At 71.1% G+C, this 19,452-nt stretch carries 17 protein-coding genes; 4 read left to right on the top strand and 13 right to left on the bottom strand.

Translation table 11 applies throughout. The features are described 5' to 3' along the window. Positions 1-171: 171 nt before the first annotated feature. The 3 genes from OHA68_RS33645 to OHA68_RS33635 all read right to left on the bottom strand — a co-directional run bounded on the left by OHA68_RS33645 (position 172) and on the right by OHA68_RS33635 (position 2,102). On the bottom strand, positions 172-708 hold the full coding sequence (locus OHA68_RS33645) for a hemerythrin domain-containing protein (RefSeq protein WP_327103841.1): 537 nt from the start codon (positions 706-708) through the stop codon (positions 172-174). A gap of 238 nt (positions 709-946) precedes the next feature. Further along, positions 947-1,189: a hypothetical protein gene (locus tag OHA68_RS33640; RefSeq protein WP_327103840.1), complete on the bottom strand. Its 243-nt coding sequence runs from the start codon at positions 1,187-1,189 to the stop codon at positions 947-949. Positions 1,190-1,445: 256 nt separating this feature from the next. Beyond that, positions 1,446-2,102, bottom strand: a complete 657-nt coding sequence (locus tag OHA68_RS33635; protein WP_327103839.1) for a DNA-binding response regulator — start codon at positions 2,100-2,102, stop codon at positions 1,446-1,448. A gap of 67 nt (positions 2,103-2,169) precedes the next feature. Here OHA68_RS33635 and OHA68_RS33630 point away from each other — a divergent pair, with 67 nt between their 5' ends. Beyond that, positions 2,170-3,012, top strand: coding sequence for an oxidoreductase (locus OHA68_RS33630; RefSeq protein WP_327103838.1), 843 nt, complete (start codon positions 2,170-2,172; stop codon positions 3,010-3,012). On the opposite strand, the gene OHA68_RS33625 is transcribed toward OHA68_RS33630, so the two are convergent. Next, on the bottom strand, positions 3,009-3,410 hold the full coding sequence (locus tag OHA68_RS33625; protein ID WP_327103837.1) for a hypothetical protein: 402 nt from the start codon (positions 3,408-3,410) through the stop codon (positions 3,009-3,011). The genes OHA68_RS33630 and OHA68_RS33625 overlap by 4 nt on opposite strands. Before the next feature lie 161 nt (positions 3,411-3,571). Here OHA68_RS33625 and sigJ point away from each other — a divergent pair, with 161 nt between their 5' ends. After that, on the top strand, positions 3,572-4,516 hold the full coding sequence (sigJ, locus tag OHA68_RS33620) for an RNA polymerase sigma factor SigJ (RefSeq protein WP_327103836.1): 945 nt from the start codon (positions 3,572-3,574) through the stop codon (positions 4,514-4,516). A 37-nt stretch (positions 4,517-4,553) separates the two neighbouring features. Here sigJ and OHA68_RS33615 read toward each other — a convergent pair whose 3' ends face one another. From OHA68_RS33615 to OHA68_RS33605, 3 genes are all read right to left on the bottom strand, one after another. Further along, positions 4,554-4,979: a hypothetical protein gene (locus OHA68_RS33615; protein WP_327103835.1), complete on the bottom strand. Its 426-nt coding sequence runs from the start codon at positions 4,977-4,979 to the stop codon at positions 4,554-4,556. 245 nt (positions 4,980-5,224) lie between these two features. Beyond that, a complete protein-coding gene (locus tag OHA68_RS33610) occupies positions 5,225-5,983 on the bottom strand; it encodes an SDR family NAD(P)-dependent oxidoreductase (RefSeq protein ID WP_327103834.1) in 759 nt (252 codons plus the stop codon). Between the two features lie 129 nt (positions 5,984-6,112). Next, positions 6,113-6,691, bottom strand: a complete 579-nt coding sequence (locus tag OHA68_RS33605) for a TetR/AcrR family transcriptional regulator (RefSeq protein ID WP_327103833.1) — start codon at positions 6,689-6,691, stop codon at positions 6,113-6,115. Between the two features lie 101 nt (positions 6,692-6,792). Here OHA68_RS33605 and OHA68_RS33600 point away from each other — a divergent pair, with 101 nt between their 5' ends. Beyond that, positions 6,793-7,713, top strand: coding sequence for an NADP-dependent oxidoreductase (locus OHA68_RS33600; RefSeq protein WP_407674519.1), 921 nt, complete (start codon positions 6,793-6,795; stop codon positions 7,711-7,713). A gap of 203 nt (positions 7,714-7,916) precedes the next feature. On the opposite strand, the gene OHA68_RS33595 is transcribed toward OHA68_RS33600, so the two are convergent. The 3 genes from OHA68_RS33595 to OHA68_RS33585 all read right to left on the bottom strand — a co-directional run bounded on the left by OHA68_RS33595 (position 7,917) and on the right by OHA68_RS33585 (position 12,882). Continuing rightward, entirely contained in the window at positions 7,917-10,835 is a 2,919-nt protein-coding gene (locus OHA68_RS33595; RefSeq protein ID WP_327103831.1) for a glycoside hydrolase family 2 TIM barrel-domain containing protein, read from the bottom strand. Between the two features lie 108 nt (positions 10,836-10,943). Continuing rightward, a complete protein-coding gene (locus tag OHA68_RS33590; RefSeq protein ID WP_327103830.1) occupies positions 10,944-11,417 on the bottom strand; it encodes a pyridoxamine 5'-phosphate oxidase family protein in 474 nt (157 codons plus the stop codon). A gap of 37 nt (positions 11,418-11,454) precedes the next feature. Further along, positions 11,455-12,882, bottom strand: coding sequence for an MFS transporter (locus tag OHA68_RS33585; protein ID WP_327103829.1), 1,428 nt, complete (start codon positions 12,880-12,882; stop codon positions 11,455-11,457). A gap of 85 nt (positions 12,883-12,967) precedes the next feature. Between OHA68_RS33585 and OHA68_RS33580 the strand changes: the two genes are divergently transcribed. Then, the gene (locus OHA68_RS33580) at positions 12,968-13,462 is read left to right on the top strand and encodes a winged helix-turn-helix transcriptional regulator (protein ID WP_327103828.1); all 495 of its coding nucleotides are present in this window, start codon (positions 12,968-12,970) and stop codon (positions 13,460-13,462) included. Here OHA68_RS33580 and OHA68_RS33575 read toward each other — a convergent pair. The 3 genes from OHA68_RS33575 to OHA68_RS33565 all read right to left on the bottom strand — a co-directional run bounded on the left by OHA68_RS33575 (position 13,446) and on the right by OHA68_RS33565 (position 19,415). Next, positions 13,446-14,681 carry a M20 metallopeptidase family protein gene (locus OHA68_RS33575; RefSeq protein WP_327103827.1) on the bottom strand — a complete coding sequence of 412 codons (1,236 nt, stop codon included), beginning with the start codon at positions 14,679-14,681 and terminating at the stop codon, positions 13,446-13,448. The genes OHA68_RS33580 and OHA68_RS33575 overlap by 17 nt on opposite strands. Continuing rightward, complete coding sequence (locus OHA68_RS33570; protein ID WP_327103826.1) at positions 14,678-15,829, bottom strand: amidohydrolase family protein; 1,152 nt, start codon at positions 15,827-15,829, stop codon at positions 14,678-14,680. The genes OHA68_RS33575 and OHA68_RS33570 overlap by 4 nt, the downstream gene beginning before the upstream one ends. A gap of 187 nt (positions 15,830-16,016) precedes the next feature. Continuing rightward, a complete protein-coding gene (locus OHA68_RS33565; RefSeq protein ID WP_327103825.1) occupies positions 16,017-19,415 on the bottom strand; it encodes a phosphodiester glycosidase family protein in 3,399 nt (1,132 codons plus the stop codon). Positions 19,416-19,452 lie beyond the last annotated feature (37 nt).

Genomic DNA, 19,452 nt, shown 5'->3' with positions numbered 1-19,452 from the left:
GAGCTGATCATCAACCTGATGATCAACGTAAGAAATTATGACCATCCCGACAAGAGGGGTGATCATCACAAAATGGACAACAGCCCTATTCGGTAAGTAACCCTCCGTTGGCGAAGGACTGCGCTGGTCAAGCCGGGGCGGTCTGCGGTCGCCGTTCTCTGGCGTGGGGCCTCACTGGGAAGAAGTCCGAGACCCGTCCTCGTCGTCGATCAGCAGGAAGTCGGGCCGGTTCTCGCGCCACTCGGGCACGTCCATCGAGTTGAGGACGGAGATCAGCTTCTTCTCCTCGTAGATGAAGTGCGTCTGCATGATTGCCGACAGCGCCGTCACCTCCTCGCGCACCTTGGCGGCCGTGGCGGGGTCCGGCTTCTCCGGGAGGGACTCGAGCAGGTTCTGGAGGTTGCCCAGCAGCCAGTCCAGCTGGTTGTGGTCGGTGCGCAGGTCGGAGAGCACCTTGCGCAGTTCGGGGAACTCTTCGGCGATCGCCGGGAACGCGCCCCTGTCCTCGCCGGTGTGGTGGCGCGTCAATGCCGTGCAGAAGGACAGACAGTGGGCACGCAGGTCCCGTGGCGGCAGCCCTTTGCCGTCGAAGTAGTCGTCGACGCTGTCCTGGAGGTCTTCCAGCATCTCGCGGAGCCAGATATGCACTTCGAGCAGTTGTGTGCCCATGGCGGTGAGGCGGCTGCCCGCCTCGGAACGTGCATCCATACTCTTCCTTCGGATGGGTTACTCGCCCCAGTATCTCCGCCGACGCCCTGACACAACGACGCGCCGACGACCGACTGACCGCAGCCGCGAGGCCGCCACGGAACCGAAACGGGCGGTGCGATCGATCCCCGCAGGGTGACCGCACCGCCCGGCGACATGGCGGGTTACGCGTCGACCGGCAAGAAGATCGGGATTCCGCGAGATCCTGGTCCTTGCCGGTCAGAAGATCAGAGGTGGCTCAGCGTTCGTACAAGGACCATTTGGCGGGTGTCTGCTCGCAGTAGTACCAGTCCCCGGGGTGGCCTTCCGCTTGGGCTCGCCTCTCCTCGAAGTGGCCCTCCACGGCCTGGCAGAAGAGTCCGCCGGCCTCGCTGTTCGCAAAGGTGCTGATCGGCGTGGCCGCCTGCGCCGGGGCGGCGAACAGGCCGACGCCGGAGGCGACGACGGTCGCCACCACGGCGACTCGCTTCTTGAGCTTCATGTTCGGCTTCCTTCGTGTGAATGGTGCGCCGGATGACAGCGTCATGACGGCCGATCACCCACCGGTCGTGGAGCCGACAGGACGGTGTGGCCGGGCTGGTCGAGCAGCGGACAGTGGGATCTCGATCTGGCTCAACTGTTGAGGCTTCAACATTATTGATGTTGGTCGGCGAGATCAACCATCGGTGCTTTCCCGGTCGAACCGCGCAGGTCAGTCACCACCGGGGCTGGCGAATCCATGACCATTCCCCTGTGTTTCAGCGGGGTAGTCCCAGCTCGCCCGCGCGCAACCCCGCCTGGAAGCGGGAGTCGGCGTCGAGCTTGGCCATCAGGTCGGCCACGCGCCGCCGGTAGGTGCGGAGCGAGACGCCGAGCCGTTTGGCCGCCGAAGCGTCGGTGAGGCCCGAACCCAGGGCCTGGAGGATCAGGCGGCTGTCGGGGTCGAGGTCCGGGATGTCGCCGCGCAAGTAGGTGTCGAGGTCGGCGGCGGTGTCCCAGATCGCCTCGAACAGCGAGTGGACGCCGTCGATCAGGGTCTGCGACGTGGTCACGGTGTACTCGCGGCCGTTGGGAGTCTCCTGACCGGCCAGGATCATCACCCGCCGGTCGATGAGGATGGTCTCGTGCGGCAGCCGCGAGCCGCTGATCCGTACGAGCGCGCCCATGCTCTGCACCAGCCGCAGGTGCGCGCGATCGTCCTCGTCGGCGAGTGCGACCGGGCTCAGCAGCTTGCGGGAGATGAGGTCCGTGGCGCGCATCCGTTGCCCGATCGCGGCTCTGGGCTCCGGCTGCGACCACGTGTTGAGGTCCCGGGCGGCACACAGGAACTCGGTCCGCGCGGACGCGAAGAGATGACCGGCACGCGCGACCAGCTCCGCGTCCCCTTGTACTGAGAACACCTGCTCGTTCCGCATTCCTCCAGTCTGGCAGCATGCTGCCACGCGTTCGCCGGGGGGCGTCGCGGTGGACACCATGAGGGTCATGACGATCGATACCTTCTCCCTCGGCGGAGATCTGACCATCAACCGGCTCGGTTTCGGCGCGATGCGCCTGGCGATGGGCACCTTCGGCGGCCCGCCGCGCGCTGCGGAGGGCGGCATCGCCGTGCTTCGGCGCGCCGTGGAGCTGGGCGTGAACCACATCGACACGGCCGCCTTCTACGGCAGGGGCGAGGTCCGGGCGAACGAGTTGATCCGTACGGCACTGGCCCCCTACCGTGACGGCCTGGTGATCGCGACGAAGGTCGGGCCGCTGCCCGGCCCGGACGGGAGGCCGAGCGGGCAGGCGACACCTGATCAGCTGCGCGGCCTGGTCGAGGCGGATCTGCGCTCCCTCGGCCTGGACCGGCTCGATCTGGTCTACCTGCGGGTCGGCGGAATGACCGGACCGGGCGGCGAGTCGATCGCCGAACGGTTCGCCGTACTGGCCGAGCTCCGCGCGCAGGGGCTGATCCGGCACCTGGGCGTCAGCAACGTCGACGCCGCCCAGTTCGCCGAGGCCCGCGCGATCGCGCCCGTGGCGGCGGTGCAGAACGTGCACGCCGACGATCCGGGGCTGCTGGCGCAGTGCGAGGAAGCGGGCATCGCGTACGTGCCGTTCTTCCCGCTCGGTGGTGGCCGCGAGCCGCTCGACACCGAACGGCTCGGCAAGGTCGCGGTACGTCTGGGCGCGACCACCGCGCAGGTCGCGATCGCCGCGCTGCTGGCGACCTCGCCGTCGGTGCTGGCGATCCCGGGCACCGGCCGCCTCGATCATCTGGAGGAGAACCTCGCGGCAGGGGAGCTCACTCTCAGCGAGGAAGACCTGTCCGACCTGCGAGGCTAGGAGGTCCCGCGGACCAGGCCGTCGTCACCCCTGCGGCCTGCGACGGCCGCGTGCGCGCGGCGGCCGGTCCAGACCTGGCTGAGCTGAAGGACGCTCATGCCGAACAACAGCACGCCCAAGGGGAAATGCAGGGTCTTCACATCCGCGATGCCCAGCGCCACCTGCGCCAGCGTGAGCCCGAGGAATACGGCCGCGGGCAGGATCGGCTTCGGCGAGCCACCACCCGGCCGCCACGCCAATACCGCGGCGACCAGGGACAACACCGCCGCGGCGAACACGCCGTACGCCGAAACACTGTGCAAGGTCCGTCCCCCTGGGGCGGACAGCAGCAGCGCGGCGGTGATCGGCGCGGTGAAGAGGGCGACGGTTTGCAGAATGATCGCGACCCGCAAGAACATGGGTGACTCCTCAAGACGATCTGCTCAGGACGATCTGCGACGCTGGACAGCGCGCACCAGTCCGACAACACGGCCCCCGAGAATGTGAGGTGGCAGGCCATTTCGACCGCTGTCTCGTCGGACAGGTGCGGGCAGACGAGACCAAGGGAGCAGGCGACGCCATGACCACCCCAGCCGAGCCGGAACCCGGCCAGACCGACCCGGGCCTGAGCGCGATCATGGGCGAACGGCGCCGGCTGATCAATCTCGCCTACCGGCTCCTCGGCTCCCTGGCAGATGCCGAGGATGCCGTGCAGGAGACCTACACCCGCTGGTACGCCATGTCCCGCGCGCAACAGGAGGCCATCGATTCCCCCGGCGCCTGGCTGACGACGGTCGCCGGCCGCATCTGCCTGAACCTGCTCGGCTCGGCACGCGCCAGGCGGGAGCGCTACGTGGGTGAATGGATCCCGGAGCCACTGCCCGACCGCGCCGAGTGGAGCAGCGGCCGGACGGGTGGGATCGCGGCCGACCCGGCCGACCACGTCACCCTCGACGAGTCGATCACCATGGCCTTCCTCGTCGTGCTCGACACGATGACCCCCGCCGAGCGCGTCGCGTTCGTCCTGCACGATGTCTTCCGCTATTCCTTCGCCGAAGTGGCCCAGGTCCTCGGCCGGTCACCGGCGGCATGCCGCCAGCTGGCCTCCTCGGCCCGCCGTCGCGTCCGCGAGGCGCAGGCATCCACGACCGCGACCTCGACAGCCGCCGGGAACGCGAGCATCGTCAGGGACTTCAAGCGGGCCTGGGAAGCCAAGGACGTCGAGGCGCTGGTCGGCCTTCTCGCCCCCGACGCCACGGTGATCGCCGACGGCGGTGGCCTGGTCAGCACCGCGCTCCACCCGATCGAAGGCCGCGAGCAGATCGCGCGCTACACCGCCCACATCGTCGGCCGAGCCCCCGACCTGGCGATCCTGGAACGTACGGTCAACGGCCGGCCCGGCCTGGTGGCTCAGCTCGATGGCGTCACCGTGATGGTGGCGGCATTCGACATCGCGGGCGACCAGATCAAGCACATCTGGGTGGTACGCAATCCCGAGAAGCTCCGGCCATGGACCGCACGGTAAGGAGACACCACCCACCGCGCCATGAATATCGTCAACGCTATTCGATCGCTTTTGAAACGTGCACCAGCAGATACTCGTCCCACTTCGACGGATCGGACTTGAGGTCTTTCTCCACCTGCTGCTGCACTTCCAGAAAGAAGGAGTCGGCACCCGCGAGCCTACGGACCACCAGATCGGTGCGCTCCCACCTGTCCGACCTCATTCCCATGGAGTCGGCATTCTTGAAGGTGGTCGTCCAGCCATGCTTGGCGAGGCGATCCTGCGCCACCTCAAGCGCCTCCGCGAAAGACGAGGCCCCGACATCCGTGATCAGGACGTTCACTCGCTGAATTTTCTCGTCGGATATCTGGTCGTCCGTGGTCTGCGCCACCACCGTCCCGACACTGAAAACTTCGCCGAGAGCGACCTGGTCAGCCTCCACCACCCGGGGCGCCCAGTCCGCGCAACCCTGAAGCACTATCATGCACAGAAGCGCAGAGATGCACTTGACCGGCCCAAAAACTCGCCTGCCGCCCTTTCCCCGCAACATAGCCCAAACCTCCACTTTATATATGAATCTAAGTCACCTTTCCTTATTAGCATGATGCACTATCCCCGGTAGGCTTGCGACGCGTTCGGAATCATCCGTACACACTTCAACGCTTTCCATCTCAGCCCCGCACCATTCTCCAGAGCCGCCTTAATGAAACTGAAAGCGCTTGACTTCGGTCAGAGGCCGTAGCCGCCGGAGGCTTCGATGTTCTGGGCGGTGATCCAGCGGCTTTCTTCCGAGACCAGTGTCGCGATCACCATGCCGACGTCGTCGGGCTCGCCCAGGCGGCCGAGGGCGGTGTTCGCGGCGATGGCCGGGATCAGCTCGGGGTAGCGTGCGAAGGCGTCGTCGCCGATCCGGGTCCGGGTGGTGCCGGGGGCGATGGAGTTGACGCGGATGCCGCGCTTGCTGAACTCCTTGGCCATATAGCGGGTGAGCACGGTCAGGCCGCCCTTCATCGTCGCGTAGGCGGAGTAGCCCTCCTCCGTGCCGGCGACCGACGCCGAGCTACTGGTGGTGTTGACGATGGCGCCGCCGTCGGCCAGCAGCGGCAGCAGGGTCTGGGTCAGGAAGTACGGCCCCTTGAGCAGGACCCGCATGAACTCGTCGAACAGCTCCTCGGTGGTGTCCTCGAAAAGGGCCATCCGCCCGAATCCGGCGTTGTTGACCAGGTAGTCGAACGTGTCCCGCTGCCACGTGTCGCGCAGCGCCGCGACGACGCTCTCGCGGAAGGCCGGGAAGGTCTCGCTCCTGCCGATGTCCAGCGGCAGCGCGACGGCCTGGCCGCCCTCCTTCTCGATGGCCGCGACCGTGTCGAGCGCGCCGGCCTGGTTGCCGTTGTAGGTCAGGATCACCCCGACCCCGCGCTTGGCGATCTGGATGGCGGCGCTCTGCCCGATGCCGGAGCTGGCGCCGGCGACGATGGCGACCTTCATGGTGTGCCCACCTGTTCATTCGTGGAGCCGATCAGTGCTCCGCGGGAATCGCTTCTCCTCTATTTGACCAGCTTGAGCTGCAGGAACGTTAGAATGATGCTCTTACGAGCTTGCACGATCCTCCCGACCTCAGGATTGGCGGGAGCCTGAGCCTGGTGCCAGCGCGGTGAGCAGCAGGTTCGCCAGTCTCGGGACCGCGGTGCCGGCCCTTTCGGGGGGAAGCGTCCGGAACGAGGCGATGGCCCACAGGCCGACCCGTACGTCCTCGACCGACAGCTCGGGCCGGACGGCCTCCGTACGCCGGGCGCGCTCGACCAGCCGCTCCAGCCCGCGCGCGTGGGCGCGGCGCTGCTCGGCGAACGGGAGTCCGGCGGCGTGCGAGCCGAGCACCGCGTCGTTCAGCCCTCGCGCCCGGAGCTGGTAGTTGGCGAATCGGCGGATGAGTCCGCTCAGCGCGCGCCAGGGGTCGGGGTCGTCCAGGGCGGCCCGCATCGCCGCGCCGCAGTCGGCCGCCTGCTCGGCGAGCACGGCGCCGATGAGGTCCGGGCGGGACGGGAAGTGCCGGTAGAGCGTCGCGACGCCCAGGCCGGCGCGCCGGGCGATCTCGCGCATGGGCAGCTCCAGCCCCTCCGCGGCGAAGGCGGCATGCGCGACCGCCACGATGTGCCGCCGGTTGTGTGCCGCGTCGACGCGAGGTTTCCGAGTCACTGTGGTCGCCGCCCCTCTCACATTCGCACGATCCGAAACACCTGTTCCGGTTGCCTGTTTAGCGTAGTAGCGCTGTTGTCGCCCAGGTGAAGAAGGTCATCATGTTCGCCGTCCAGTTCGACCGGTTCGGTCCTCCCGAGGTGCTCACCGTCGGTCCGTTTCCCGAGCCGCACCCGGGTCGTGACGAGGTTCGCATCGCGGTCAGGGCGGCCGGGATCTCGCCGGTCGATCTCGCGCTGCGGGCCGGCTCGAACGGACGGCTCCCCCTGCCGCACGTCCCGGGAGTGGACGCGGCCGGCGTGATCGACGAGGTCGGCGCGGAGGTCACCGGGTTCGCGGTCGGCGATGAGGTCTTCGGCTCGGTCGCCCTCTCCCGGCTCGGCGGCGCGAGCGCGGAGTTCGCCGTACTGAGGTTCTGGAGTGTGAAGCCGCCGTCGATGTCGTGGGTGGAGGCCGGCGCCGCCGGCACGAGTGTCGAGACGGCGACCCGGGCGCTCGACGTGCTCGACGTGCGGCCGGGAACGACGCTGCTGATCGACGGCGCGGCGGGCGGCGTCGGAAGCGTCGCCGTCCAGCTGGCGGTCGCCCGTGGCGCCCGGGTGATCGGCACGGCGCGGCCGGAGAGCCAGACCTTCCTCGCCGACCTGGGCGCGATCCCCACCACCTACGGGCCGGGGCTGGCCGAACGCGTCGGCGCTCTCGGCGTCGAACGGGTCGACCTGGCGCTGGACGCCGCCGGGGCCGGCTCGCTGCCCGGCCTCATCGCGCTGACCGGCGCGCCGGCGTCGGTCCTCACGATCGCCGACTTCAGCGGCCCCGAGCTCGGGGTACGGCTCTCGCGCGGCGAAGTCGGCGGCGAACCCGACGGGCGGCACGGCCTCGCCCTGGCGGCCACGCTCTCCGTGGAAGGCCTGTTCCGTGTTCCGGTCCAGGAGGTGTTCCCCATGACGGGGGCGGCCAGGGCGCACGAGGCCGCCGCGCGAGGACCCCGCCAGGGGAAGCTCGCCCTCACCGCCGACTGAGCCGACCCCGAGACCGCCGGTCCCGGACGGGGACCGACGGCCTGCTCGGCCGAGGCCGGGGACCGACCGCCTGCTCAGCCGAGGCCGGGGACGGGGACGGGGACGGGGACGGGGACGGGGACGGGGACGGGGACGGGGACGGGGACCAACCGCCTGCTCAGCCGGGGCCGGGGCCGGGGACCGGCGGCCTGCTCAGCCGAGGTCTACGCCGGGTCGAAGCGGAGGCGGAGGGTCGCCGGCCGAGCCGTCAGCTCGTACCGGGGCAGGGTGCCGGGCCCGCACGCGGCCGTGCCCACGCCGTGCTGGGCGAGGTCCAGGTTGACGTGCACCCGCTCCCCCGGCACCAGGTCCGGCAGGTGGGTGGCCCGGTCGAGGTCGGCGGTGCTCCAGCGGCGGGCGGTCAGCCCGAACACCGGATCGCCCGTCACCCTGACCCCGGGTCCGCCGCCCCCGGTGAGCTCCGCCCAGCGGACGTCGGCCCGCTGCCCGTTCTCCTGCGGGTACACGTACGGCGTCTGCAGCTCGTCGATGCTCGCGCTCCAGCGGCCGACCCTGGTGGCCATCCCGGTGTCGGGGTATGCCTCCCCCGGTCCCCGCCCGAACCAGGTGACCCGGTCGAACCGGCCCGGCAGCGACATGGCGACGCCGAGCCGGGGGATCGGCTCGCTCCACTCGCCGTCGGGCTCCACGTCCACGACCAGCTCCAGCCCCTCCCCCACGGCGATCCACCGGTACGTGACCCGCATCCCGAGGTCGGTCGCCGCCGGTGCCACCCGGGTACGCACGACCAGCCCGTCCCCGGTCTCGACCGCGTCCACCCGATGGGTGAGCCGGTCCAGGCCGAGCTGCCGCCACCGCCACTCCGCACCGCTGTACCGGTCGTTGTCGATCGGCGCCCGCCAGAGCTCCAGCGCCGGCCCGTCGACGTCGAGGCCGAACAGGCGGGTGAGACGACCGGTCACCGGGTCGAACGTCGCCCCGCCGACCTCGATCTCCTCGCCGTACGTGGCTGGGGTGAGGAAGGTGGCAGCACCTTCAGTGGCAGGGCCTTCGGAGGCAGGGCCTTCGGAGGCCCGCTCGAGAGCGGATCCCTCAGCGGGAATGACGCTCCCGGCGGGCGGGAACGGGCGGTAGGGAGTGCCGCTGAGGTCGTCCGTCCCCTGGTACGGGGTGCCGCCGGCGGTGAGCGGGACCTGGGCCCAGGCCACCTCGTGGCCCGCGTCCGCCCAGGGCTCGTCGCCGGCCAGGACGGCGCGGACGGTGAGCCATCTCTCGCCTTCCTCCGCGGGGAACGCGGGCAGCTTGACCTCACCGCCGCCGGCGGGCACCGCCAGCGGGAACGCCGCCCGCGGCACGCCCTCCGCCTCCACCTCTCCGGAGAAGGACAGGTGGGACAGGTCGCGGAAGCCGTACGTGCTCCGGACCGTCACCGAGCTCTCCGAGAAGGAGAACGCGACCGGCTCGTACACCTTCTTGAGGTCGAGCAGTCCGGGCGACGGCGTCCGGTCCGGGAACACCAGCCCGTCGATGACGAAGTTCCCGTCGTGGACCGGCTCGCCGTAGTCCCCGCCGTAGGCGTACCCGAGGGTGGGGTGGGCCAGGCCGTGGTCGATCCACTCCCAGATGAACCCGCCCGCCAGCCGCGGATACCGCTCGAACAGCTCCTGATACTCCGCGAGCCCGCCGGGCCCGTTCCCCATCGCGTGGGCGTACTCGCACTGCACGAACGGCATCCGCCGCCGCCGCGCGTCCAACTCCGGGTCGTCCAGCGGGTCCTCGACGCCCTTGCCGATGGCCTCGACCTCGGCGTGCGAGGCGTACATCCGCGAGTACACGTCCACGTCCGCGCACGACAGGTCGCCCTCGTAGTGGATCGGCCGCGACGGATCGCGCTCACGCGTCCAGGCGGCCATGGCGGCGAGGTTGCGGCCCACGCCCGCCTCGTTGCCGAGGGACCACATGACGACGCTCGGGTGGTTCTTGTCGCGTTCGACCGTGCGGCGCATCCGGTCGAGGTACGCCTCCTCCCAGCGGGGGTCGTCGCTGGGGTTGCGCCGCCAGCCGACCTGGGTGAAGCCGTGCGTCTCCAGGTCGCACTCGTCGATGACCCACAGCCCGAGCTCGTCGCACAGGTGCAGGAAGTCGGGGTGCGGCGGGTAGTGGCTGGTCCTGACGGCGTTGATGTTGTGCCGCTTCATCAGCAGCACGTCCTCGCGCATGGTCGCGTACGGCACCGCGCGCCCGTGGGAGGGGTGGAACTCGTGCCGGTTGACCCCCTTGAACAGCAGCGGCCGCCCGTTGGCGAGCAGCACCCCGTCCTCGATGCCGATCGTCCGGAACCCGACCCGCACCCGGACGCTCTCCTCGGCCGTGGTGACGACGGCCTCGTACAGCCGGGGCGTCTCGGCGGTCCACGGCTCCACCTCGGCGGTGATCTCGACGCCGGGCTCCAGGCCGCTGATCCCGAGCTCGGGGACGCTGAGCAGGCCGTCCCCTTCGAAGCTGAGCGTGCCCCGCCCGCCGGCGAAGCCCGCGTGCACGAACACGTTGGCGCTCGACCGGGTGAGCGTCACCTCCCGGAAGATGCCGGGCAGCCACCACATGTCCTGATCTTCCAGGTAGCTGGCGGCCGACCACTGGTGCACCCGTACGGCCAGCACGTTGCGCCCCGGCTTCAGCCAGGGTCCCGCGTCGAACTCGGCCGGCAACCGGCTGCCGGTGGTGAACCCCAGCAGGTGCCCGTTCAACCAGACCTTGGCGTACGACTCGACGCCGTCGAAGCGGAGCCGGCCGCCGGTCCAGCCGTCCGGCAGGTCGAAGGCGCGGCGGTGGTCGCCGGTCGGGTTCTCCGCAGGGACGTGCGGCGGGTCGATCGGGAAGGGGTAGGCGACGTTGGTGTAGGCGGGCGAGCCGTGCCCGTGCAGCGGCCAGTGCGCCGGCACGGGCAGTTCGTCCCAGCCGGAGTCGTCGTAACTGGGCGCGGCGAAGTCCTCGGCGGCGCCGGCCGTGGGTGACAGGCGGAAGCGCCAGGTGCCGTTCAGGTCGAGGCTGGGGGCGTCGGAGCGCAGGGCCGCCCGGGGGTCGAGGCGGCCGGAACCAGGGGTGAAGTCTTCGCATTCCATCGCCGCAAGAGCCTAGAGGTTCGGGAGGTTTTCGTCAGCAATGTCCATCTGGCCGATCCTCGGCATAGGACGTGCGCGGGGGCCGGGACCCCCGCGCACCTCCCCGGCTCAGTCCGCCCGCCAGATCTTGCTCTGCAGATCCGCTCCGCGAATGACCTGCACCCGCCAGGGGGTGAGCCGCAGCACGTGCAGTTGTGGATCCGCGGGGCTCTTCCAGAAGTTGCCCAGGTCATAACCGGCTCCGGCCGGGCTGCCCGTGCGGTAGAGGTCCCACACCCTGCGCCTGACCTCCGCGTCTTCTTCCCATGCGGCCACGGTGTCGACGCTGACGGCGTTCTGGCGAGGGCTCCAGTAGGAGAAGGTGGTGTGCGGGTTGTTCGCCAGGTGCGCCGCCTTGACCGGCGTCCGGTACGTCGCGAGCCAGCCGATGGGGCGGCCGTCGACCGTCTCCCAGATCGGGATCAGGACGCGCGCCCGGGGACGTCCCTTGGCGTCCACGGTGGTCATGGTGGCGTAGACGATGTCGCCTATGTAGGCGTTGAACTGGCTCTCGATCGCGGCGAACGATGTTCTGGTGGCCATTGGTTCCTCCTTCTTGTCGCTGAACGGCCGTGCGCTGTCAGCCGGCGAGCGCGGGCTCGGGTTCACTGGAGCGGGGGCGGGGGCGGGAGCGGATGCCGATGGCGGTGATCAGCACGCCGAGGACCGCGGCGGCCAGCGGGACGAACAGGGCGGTCTGCAGGGCGCCGAGCCGCGCCTCGGCCGTGGTGGCGTCGCCGAGCGCGGCGACGGCGGTCACCGCCGACAGCCCGAGCGCCGTACCGAACTGGATCGAGGTGTAGAGCAGGCCGCTGGCCAGCCCTTGCTCGTGCTCGGCGATCCCGTCGGTGGCGGCCATCGTCAGCGGGCCGTACGCCAGGGAGAACGCCACGCCGAGCAGGAGCATGGTCGGCAGCATCGCGGTGTACGTCCAGTCCATCCCGATGGGCAGGAACAGCGCGTAGGCCACGACCGCCACGACGATCCCGCCGAACAGCACGCGGGCGTTGCCGAAGCGGTTCACCAGCCGCGGCGTCAGGGTGGGGGCGAGAATGGTGTCCAGGCCGATCACCAGCATGGCGAGACCGGTCTGCAAGCTGCTCCAGCCGCGCACCTCCTGCAAGTAGAGGGTCGCCACGAACTGGAACCCGGCGAACGAGCCGACGAACAGCAGTGCCCCCAGGTTGGCCCGGACGAGCGGCCCGGAGCGCAGGATGCCGAGCCGTACGAGCGGGTCGGCCGAGCGCCGTTCGATCACCACGAAGGCCGCCAGCAGAGCCAGCCCGGCGGCGAACGTCAGGATCGTGCCCGCCACGCCGTCGCCGGGGTGCTCCAGGCGGATCACCCCGTACACCAGCAGCAGCATCGACCCGGTGATGGTGAACGCGCCCGCCAGGTCGAAACCGCCGGTGGCGGGCCGCGACGGGGCGGTCTCCTTGATGAGGGGCACCGCCGCCACGAGGATCAGCGCCGACAGCAGCACCGGCGCGAAGAACACCCAGCGCCAGCCGATCGAGGCCAGCAGCCCGCCCACGACCAGGCCGAGCGAGAACCCGCCCGCGGCGGTCCCGGCGTACACACCGAGCGCCTTGGTGCGCAGCGGGCCCTCCGGGAAGTTGCCGGTGACCAGCGCCAGCCCGGCCGGCGCCATGAACGCGGCGGCCACGCCGGTGACGAACCGGGCGACCAGCAGCATCCAGCCTTCGGTGGCGAAGCCGCCGAGGCCGGAGAAGACCAGGAAGACGGTCAGCCAGAACAGGAACATCCGGCGGCGGCCCAGGACGTCGGCGACCCGGCCGCCCAGCAGCATGAAGCCGCCGTATCCCAGCACGTAGGCGCTGACGACGCCGCTGAGCATCCCGGTCGACAGGCCGAGATCGGCCCGGATGGCCGGCAGCGCCACGTTGAGCATCGCCACGTCGATGCCCTCCAGGAAGACCGCTCCCGCCAGGACGAACAGCACGCTCCAGGAGCGCGCGTCCATGCGGGCCCTTGATGTGGACATCATCCGTTTCCTTCCATAAACCTTGGTATTCAAAGTGATTGCCAGTTCCTTCTTGTAACCAAGGAGCTTGCTGGAGGAAGCTAGGGGCATGGAAGACGGCACATCAGAGTTCCCCGGTTACTGCGGGGATACCGGCGGCGACTACGACGTTCTCCAGTGGGACACGCGGGTGGACTGCGAGGTCCGGCAGATCCTCGACCGGGTCGCGGACAAGTGGTCGCTGCTGGCCATCGCGCTGCTCGACAAGCGCAGCCTCCGGTTCACCGAGCTCCGCCGCATGATCGACGGGGTCAGCCAGCGCATGCTCACCCGGACCCTGCGGCATCTGGAGCGCGACGGGCTGGTGAGCCGGACCGTCCACCCGACCGTGCCGCCCCGGGTGGACTACGCGCTCACCCCGCTCGGCGCGACGCTGCACGAGACGATCCGCACGCTCGTCACCTGGACCGAGGGCCACCAGAACGAGATCGCCGCCGCCCGCGCCGCCTACGACGTCCGTGTGGCGGCCGAGCAGCGGGCGACGGCGGACGAGGCGGCGAAGCGGGAGGCCATCGCCAGGGACGTGCTCACCGCCGGGCGCTGACCCCGTCCTCGGAGGCGGCGAGATAGCCCGCGAGCAGGCTCTCCGCGACCGCGGCCACGGCGGAGTCGTCGGGCAGGAAGTCGGGGCTGTGCAGCCCCGCGTCGGTGTCGACGCCGACGAACATCATCAGCGACGGCACCAGCGCGCCGTACTGCGCGAAGTCGTCCCCGCCGCAGGAGCGCAGCTCCTCGCTGACCGAGTGCCCCTGCTCCCGCAGCAACTCCCCGGTCCGTACGGCCAGCACCGCGTCGTTGACGAGCACCGGCTCCCCCGGGAACACCCGCACCTCGGCCTCGCACCCGTGCGCCCCGGCCACCTCCCGCACCTGCTCGGCGAAGCGCGCGTGCAGCGCCTCCCGCCAGGTCCGCGACAGCGTCCGCAGGGTCCCCCTGGCCACCGCCTCGCCTGGAATGGCGTTGGGCGCGGTGCCCGCGTGCACCGTGCCGAACGTCACCACGGTCGGCACCATCGGGTCGGTCACCCGGCTGACGAGCTGCTGGGCGGCGACGATGACCTGCGCCATGGCGACCACCGGATCGCGGGCCAGGTGCGGGTAGGCGGCGTGCCCGTCCCTGCCCCTGATCGTCACCCGGAACTCGTCGGCGGAGGCGTTGACCGCGCCGGGCGTACAGGCGATCACGCCGGCCTCCAGCACGGGCTGCACGTGCGCGCCCACCATGGCGTTCACCTGGAGGCGTTCGAGCGCGCCCGCCTCGACGATGTCCCTGGCGCCGGACGGGAAGCTCTCCTCGCGCGGCTGCAGCACCACGACCAGCGGCGCGACCCGGTCGGCGTCCTCGGCCACCGCTTCGAGGCCGGCGCGCCGCGTCCGCCGTGCCTCCAGGATGCCCGCGACCCGGTGGACCGTACGGGCGAGCGCCACCACGGCGGCCAGGTGGACGTCGTGGCCGCAGGCGTGCATGGCGCCGTTCGCCGAAGCCCACGGCACCCCGGTGCGCTCGACGAGCGGCAGCGCGTCCAGCTCGCCGCGCACGCCCACGGCCGGGCCCCTGCCGCCCACCCGGAGCATGGCGCCGGTGCCGGCGACGTACTCGACCTGCCCGTCCGGGAGCGCTTCGAGCACCCGTTTGAGCGTCGGCCCCTCCTTGCCCGACAGTCTCGGCTGGGCGTGCAGCTCCCGTCTGAGCTCCTGGGCGGCGTGCAGCTCCGCGCGCAGCACCTCGCGCAGCAGGACGTCGCGATGATGTGTTCCCGTCACGCGGCCACTCCCAGGCCGTAGACGCGGCGCGCGTTGCCGGCGCCGACCATGGTGACCACCCGCACCGCCTGCTCCGACGACCACTCGCCGTCGGCGACGAAGCCGCCGAGCACGCGGGCCATCGCCTGCCGCCACAGCACCGCCCCGAGGTGGTGCAGCTCGGCCGGCCCCCACGCGTCGGAGGAGAACAGCAGCTTGGCGAACGGCGCGACCTCCAGGCACTCGGCGACCAGCGCGTCGCTCCTCGCGCCGGTGTGGTGAACGGCCAGGCCGATGTCGAAGTAGACGTGCGGGTACGCGTGCGCGAGGTAGCCGGCGTGCCGGTGGAAGGGGTAGCAGTGCAGCAGCATCAGCGGCACGCCCACCGGCTCGGCCAGCTCGATCAGGCCGCGCAGCAGCAGCGGGTCGGCGCGGCGCAGGTCCAGGTCGGGGTCGCCGTAGCCGATGTGGAACTGCAGCGGCAGCCCCCGCTCCAGACCGGCCCAGATGAGGTGGCGCAGCAGCACCGGCTCGTCCAGGCGGGCGCCCCCCGTGGCCAGCCACCGTCCGGCCGCCTCGGTCACCTCGGCGGGCTCGGGCGGGGCGGGGTCGAAGTCGAGGCCGTGGCGGTAGGCGACGATGGTCTTGAGCCCGCGCGCCGACCGGGTGCGCTCCCACAGCACCTCGGCGAAGCGGGCGGCGAACCCGGCGGCCGTCACTCCGGTGGCGGCGACCTGCTCGGCAACGGCCTCCAGGCGGACCACCTCCTCCACCGGGACGCCGGTGACCTCGGCCATGGCGGACGGGCCGAGGATCTCCCCGGCCCGGTAGCCCGTCTCGATCAGATAGTGGCCGACACCCGAGGCCGTGAGCAGCCGCCGGTTCACCTCGTCGGCGCCGAGCACGGCACGGCGGGCCAGATAGGCCTCGGGCGAGGCGTGCGGTTCGAGGCCGAGCACGGGCGCGCAGTGGCGCAGGATGGCGTAGCCGAGCTGGGAGTCGAACTGGGTCATCCACTCCGGCACCGGCCGGTCCGACTCGGTGATCAGCTGCTCGAACTCGACCCGCGACAGGTCGTGTCCGCTGACACCGTGCGCGTGATGGTCGGCCAGCGCCAGGTCCTCGATGATCCGGTGCAGGCCCGGAGGGACGGTGAGGTCAGCGGCCATGTGCGCCCGCCCGGTCCTTGATCTCGTCGGTCATACAGCAACGTCCTACCCGCGGTGACGAACCTCAGACCGCGCCCACCCCCATGGCCCCTTGCCTCTCACCATGGCCCCTGTCCCCGAGTTCTGCTCGCCGGCGGGGTGAACGAGCCATGGGGACGGGCACGGCGTCCGTGCCCGTCCCCCGCGTTCAGCCCGCCGCTCGGGCCGTGAGGGCGACGCCGGCCTGCCTGGTCTCGCCGCTGACCGTCACCGCCACGGTGACGGTCCCCTTGCGCAGAGCCGTCAGCGTGCCGCTGTCGGGGTCGAGTACGGCGACGTGCTGCGGCTTGGCCGTGGACCGGGGACCGACGTGCAGGTTGGGCGAGCCCGACCAGCGCGCCGACACCGGGTAGGCGGCGGGGACCACCCGCGTGCCCTGCCTGACGGCGGCGCTGACCCGCGCCGGGGCGCCGATCGCGACCGTAGCGGGCGCGGTCAGCGTGAGGTCGTCCACGTGCGGGCGGACCTGAGCGCCGATCCAGGTGGGCGCGTCGACGAACCAGTTCCGCCGGACGTGCGCGGCCTCCTTGTCCGTCACCGGGTCCACCCCCCACAGCGACCAGCCGGTGAAGCCGCCGTCGCCGGGCGCGGTGGCCGGGTTCTTGCCGGAGTTGCCGTTGATGAAGTACGGCACCGCGTCCACCCGGGCGGCGTCGAACGTGCCGACGTGCGCGCCGATGTAGGCGGCGCCCTTGCCGGTCTCCCGCTGGAAGTCGGCCAGCCAGCCTTCGACCAGCGCGGCCTCCTTGCGGTCGCCGAGCTGGCTGGCCTTGCCGGGCGTCGGGTCGCGCGGCGGCACGTGGAACAGCACCGCCACCGAGCCGACCGAGCGGTCCTCGGCCGCCTTGTCGAGCTGCGCGCGCAGCAGCGCGATCTGCTCGAACCCGCCGCCGCGCAAGGTGAGCCTGGAGGTGTCGAGCGTGATGAAGCGGGTGCCCTTGTGATCGAAGCTCCGGTACGTGTTCCCGAAGGCGGCCTTGAAGGTGTCGATCTGGCCGCCCATCACCTCATGGTTACCCGGGATGTAGTGATATTTCAGCTCACCGCCGAGTTCCTCATCGAGGATCCTCTTCGCCAGCGCGAAGTCCTCCGGCGACGCCTCGTCCACCAGGTCACCGTTGATCAGCAGGAAGTCCGGCTTGGCCGCCTTGACCTCCCGCAGGATGCGGCGGGCGTTGCGCACGATGTCGCTGTCGGGGTCCCGGGCCACGAACTGGGCGTCGGACATCACCGCGAACCGCCACGGCATGTCCGCCACCTGCTCCCTGACCACCGGATCGGCCACCTTCGCCGGCTGGGGTGTCTCGACCGACGGCGGCACCTTGGCCACCAGCCCGTCGATCAGGATCTCGTTGGTGTAGCTCGCGTCGGCCTTGGTCTCCGCCACGTAGAAGCGCCGCAGCTTGAGCGGGTAGCTGACGCCCGCCGGCACCGCGAACTCGACATACTGCCAGCCGGTCCACGTCAGGTACGGCCCCCGCAGGATCTGCGACTGCCCGGTGGCGTCGTAGAACTCCAGGCTGGGCCACTCGCCCTTGCCGCTGGAGTGGATCCACAGCCCGAACGCCTGCGGCTGCCCCTCCACCACGATCTGCTGCGGCGGACTGGCGTAGGCGGCGCGGGTGGCCGTGGACTGGGTGAAGTCGTAGGCGAGCTTGAGCCCGCCGCCCTCCCGCCCCGGCGCGGCCGCCAGCGAGCCGGTGGCGCGCGCGGCGGCGAAGGTCCACGAGGCGGCGTCGTCGAAGGCGGCGACGGGCCTGTCCTCGAAGCCGACCGTGACAGGCACGGCCGTGCTCAGCTTGCCGACCTTGGCGGTGATGAGCCCGGCCCCGGTCTCCCGCTTGGCCTTGACGGTGAAGTGGCCCTGCTCGGCGGGGGTCACCTCGAACAGGTCGCGGTCGTAGTCGAGGGTGAGGTCGCCCGGTTCGATGGGCGCGGAGTTGCCGTTGCGGTCGTATCCGACGACGCCGAACGCGGCCGTGCCGCCGGCGCCTGGCAGGCCGACGCGGTCGGTGGTGGCGCCGAGCCGCCGCAGCGGTTGCAGCACGGTCAGCTCCAGGCTGCCCTTGGCCGTGCCCTTCGCGGCGGTGACCTCCGCCGTGCCGGGCACCAGGGCGTGGAACTTCCCGTCGCGGATGACGCCGTGCGCGGCCGGAGTCGAGCGCCAGCGCGGTGTTCCGCTCGCCGGTCCGTACGTCTCGTCGTATCCGGCGGCGGTGAGCCGGCGGGTGAGCCCGGGGAAGACGCGGTCGGGGCGCCCGCCACCGACCGGGGCGGCGCCGGGCGCCTTGGCCGGGTCGCTCGCGGTCTCCACCCAGAAGCCCTTGAGCCTGCCGCTGCCCTCGGGCGCATAGAGCGCGAGGCCGTTGGGGACGTGCCGCTCGCCGCCGTCGGACGGGCTGTTCTCCACCTGGGCGCCGGCCTGGCCGGGCTCGCGGGCGAGCATGGTGGAGGAGCCGCCGCCGTCGAGGTTGAGCGCGTCGGCGGCGCCCAGCTCGATCATCATGGCGGCGAGCTGGTCGAGGGTGACGCCGCGGCTGTCCGCCTGGCGGCCGTCCACGGTGAGCAGGTACATCGTGGTGCCGTCGGCGGAGAAGCCGACGGCGGTGCGCGGATGCGCGGCCTGGTCGGTGGAGTGCTGCGCCTGTCCGTCCTTGACCAGCACGTAGTTACCGCCGACCGCGGCCTTGACCTGACTGCCGTCGGAGGCCCTCGGCCGGTACGCGACCTCGACCGCGTCCCCCGGCCGGAGCGCCGCCAGGGCGGCGGCCCCGGCGTCGCGACCGAGCAGGATCGTGGTCCCGGCCGGGATCGGCCCGCTGCCGGCCGTCTGCCGCACGGCGGTGACCTTCCCGTCGACGAGCTCGACCTCGGTGACGGAGGTGGCCCCCTCGACGGCGCGGGCCCTGGTGTAGGAGCCCCACAGCGGGGTGAACAGCCCGACGCCGTCCTTCTGCACGATCTGGTTGAACTGGGTCAGCTTGACGGGCGTGCCGCCGGTCTTCGTGGCGGTGCCCTCGAAGTACATCTTCAGCACCCGGCCGACGCCGTCACCGGTGATCGCGACCGCGTTGTCGTGGCCGGCGACGGGCGACTGGACGAGCTTGCCGTTCTGGACGCCGACGCCCTGGGCTGCGCCGGAGTTGTTGATGTCGAAGAAGTCGCCGTTGACGGCCGCGACGGCTCGCGAGCGCCCGGCGGGCCCGGACAGGGGCTCGGTCTTGGACACCTCGCCGGAGAACACGTAGTCGGCGCGGGCGCCGCCGCCGAGATCGGCGGTGAGGGCGTCGGCCCGCAGCCAGCCGAGCGCGTCGAACCGGTCGAACGAGGTCAGGGAGATGCCCGGGGCGACCGGCCTGGTCTTCTTGACCGTGTCCAGGCCGTCGCCTGGCTCGGCCGCGGCGAGCATCACCGAGGGGGGCGGGTAGGACGACGCCTTCGGCGCGTCCTCCGAGGGGGGCGGGGGGTCGGCCTGCGCGGGGGCGGCCGTCAGGGCCATGGGCCCTAACAGGAGCACGGCGGCGGCCAGTGAACGGAGGGTCTGCACGACCGAACTCAATCGCCCATGGCTATAAGTTTCAAGG

This window comes from Nonomuraea glycinis (assembly GCF_035920485.1).
Classification (GTDB): Bacteria; Actinomycetota; Actinomycetes; order Streptosporangiales; family Streptosporangiaceae; genus Nonomuraea; species Nonomuraea glycinis.
This window is presented reverse-complemented; position numbering and strand designations above follow the sequence as displayed.

Bases quoted from the DNA above. Each gene is read 5' to 3' on its own strand.
- OHA68_RS33635 (WP_327103839.1), bottom strand. From the start codon at position 2,102: ATGCGGAACGAGCAGGTGTTCTCAGTACAAGGGGACGCGGAGCTGGTC.
- OHA68_RS33595 (WP_327103831.1), bottom strand. From the start codon at position 10,835: ATGGAATGCGAAGACTTCACCCCTGGTTCCGGCCGCCTCGACCCCCGG.
- OHA68_RS33590 (WP_327103830.1), bottom strand. From the start codon at position 11,417: ATGGCCACCAGAACATCGTTCGCCGCGATCGAGAGCCAGTTCAACGCC.
- OHA68_RS33570 (WP_327103826.1), bottom strand. From the start codon at position 15,829: ATGGCCGCTGACCTCACCGTCCCTCCGGGCCTGCACCGGATCATCGAG.
- OHA68_RS33585 (WP_327103829.1), bottom strand. From the start codon at position 12,882: ATGATGTCCACATCAAGGGCCCGCATGGACGCGCGCTCCTGGAGCGTG.
- OHA68_RS33580 (WP_327103828.1), top strand. From the start codon at position 12,968: ATGGAAGACGGCACATCAGAGTTCCCCGGTTACTGCGGGGATACCGGC.
- OHA68_RS33640 (WP_327103840.1), bottom strand. From the start codon at position 1,189: ATGAAGCTCAAGAAGCGAGTCGCCGTGGTGGCGACCGTCGTCGCCTCC.
- OHA68_RS33600 (WP_407674519.1), top strand. From the start codon at position 6,793: ATGTTCGCCGTCCAGTTCGACCGGTTCGGTCCTCCCGAGGTGCTCACC.
- OHA68_RS33645 (WP_327103841.1), bottom strand. From the start codon at position 708: ATGGATGCACGTTCCGAGGCGGGCAGCCGCCTCACCGCCATGGGCACA.
- OHA68_RS33615 (WP_327103835.1), bottom strand. From the start codon at position 4,979: ATGATAGTGCTTCAGGGTTGCGCGGACTGGGCGCCCCGGGTGGTGGAG.
- OHA68_RS33610 (WP_327103834.1), bottom strand. From the start codon at position 5,983: ATGAAGGTCGCCATCGTCGCCGGCGCCAGCTCCGGCATCGGGCAGAGC.
- OHA68_RS33630 (WP_327103838.1), top strand. From the start codon at position 2,170: ATGACGATCGATACCTTCTCCCTCGGCGGAGATCTGACCATCAACCGG.
- sigJ (WP_327103836.1), top strand. From the start codon at position 3,572: ATGACCACCCCAGCCGAGCCGGAACCCGGCCAGACCGACCCGGGCCTG.
- OHA68_RS33625 (WP_327103837.1), bottom strand. From the start codon at position 3,410: ATGTTCTTGCGGGTCGCGATCATTCTGCAAACCGTCGCCCTCTTCACC.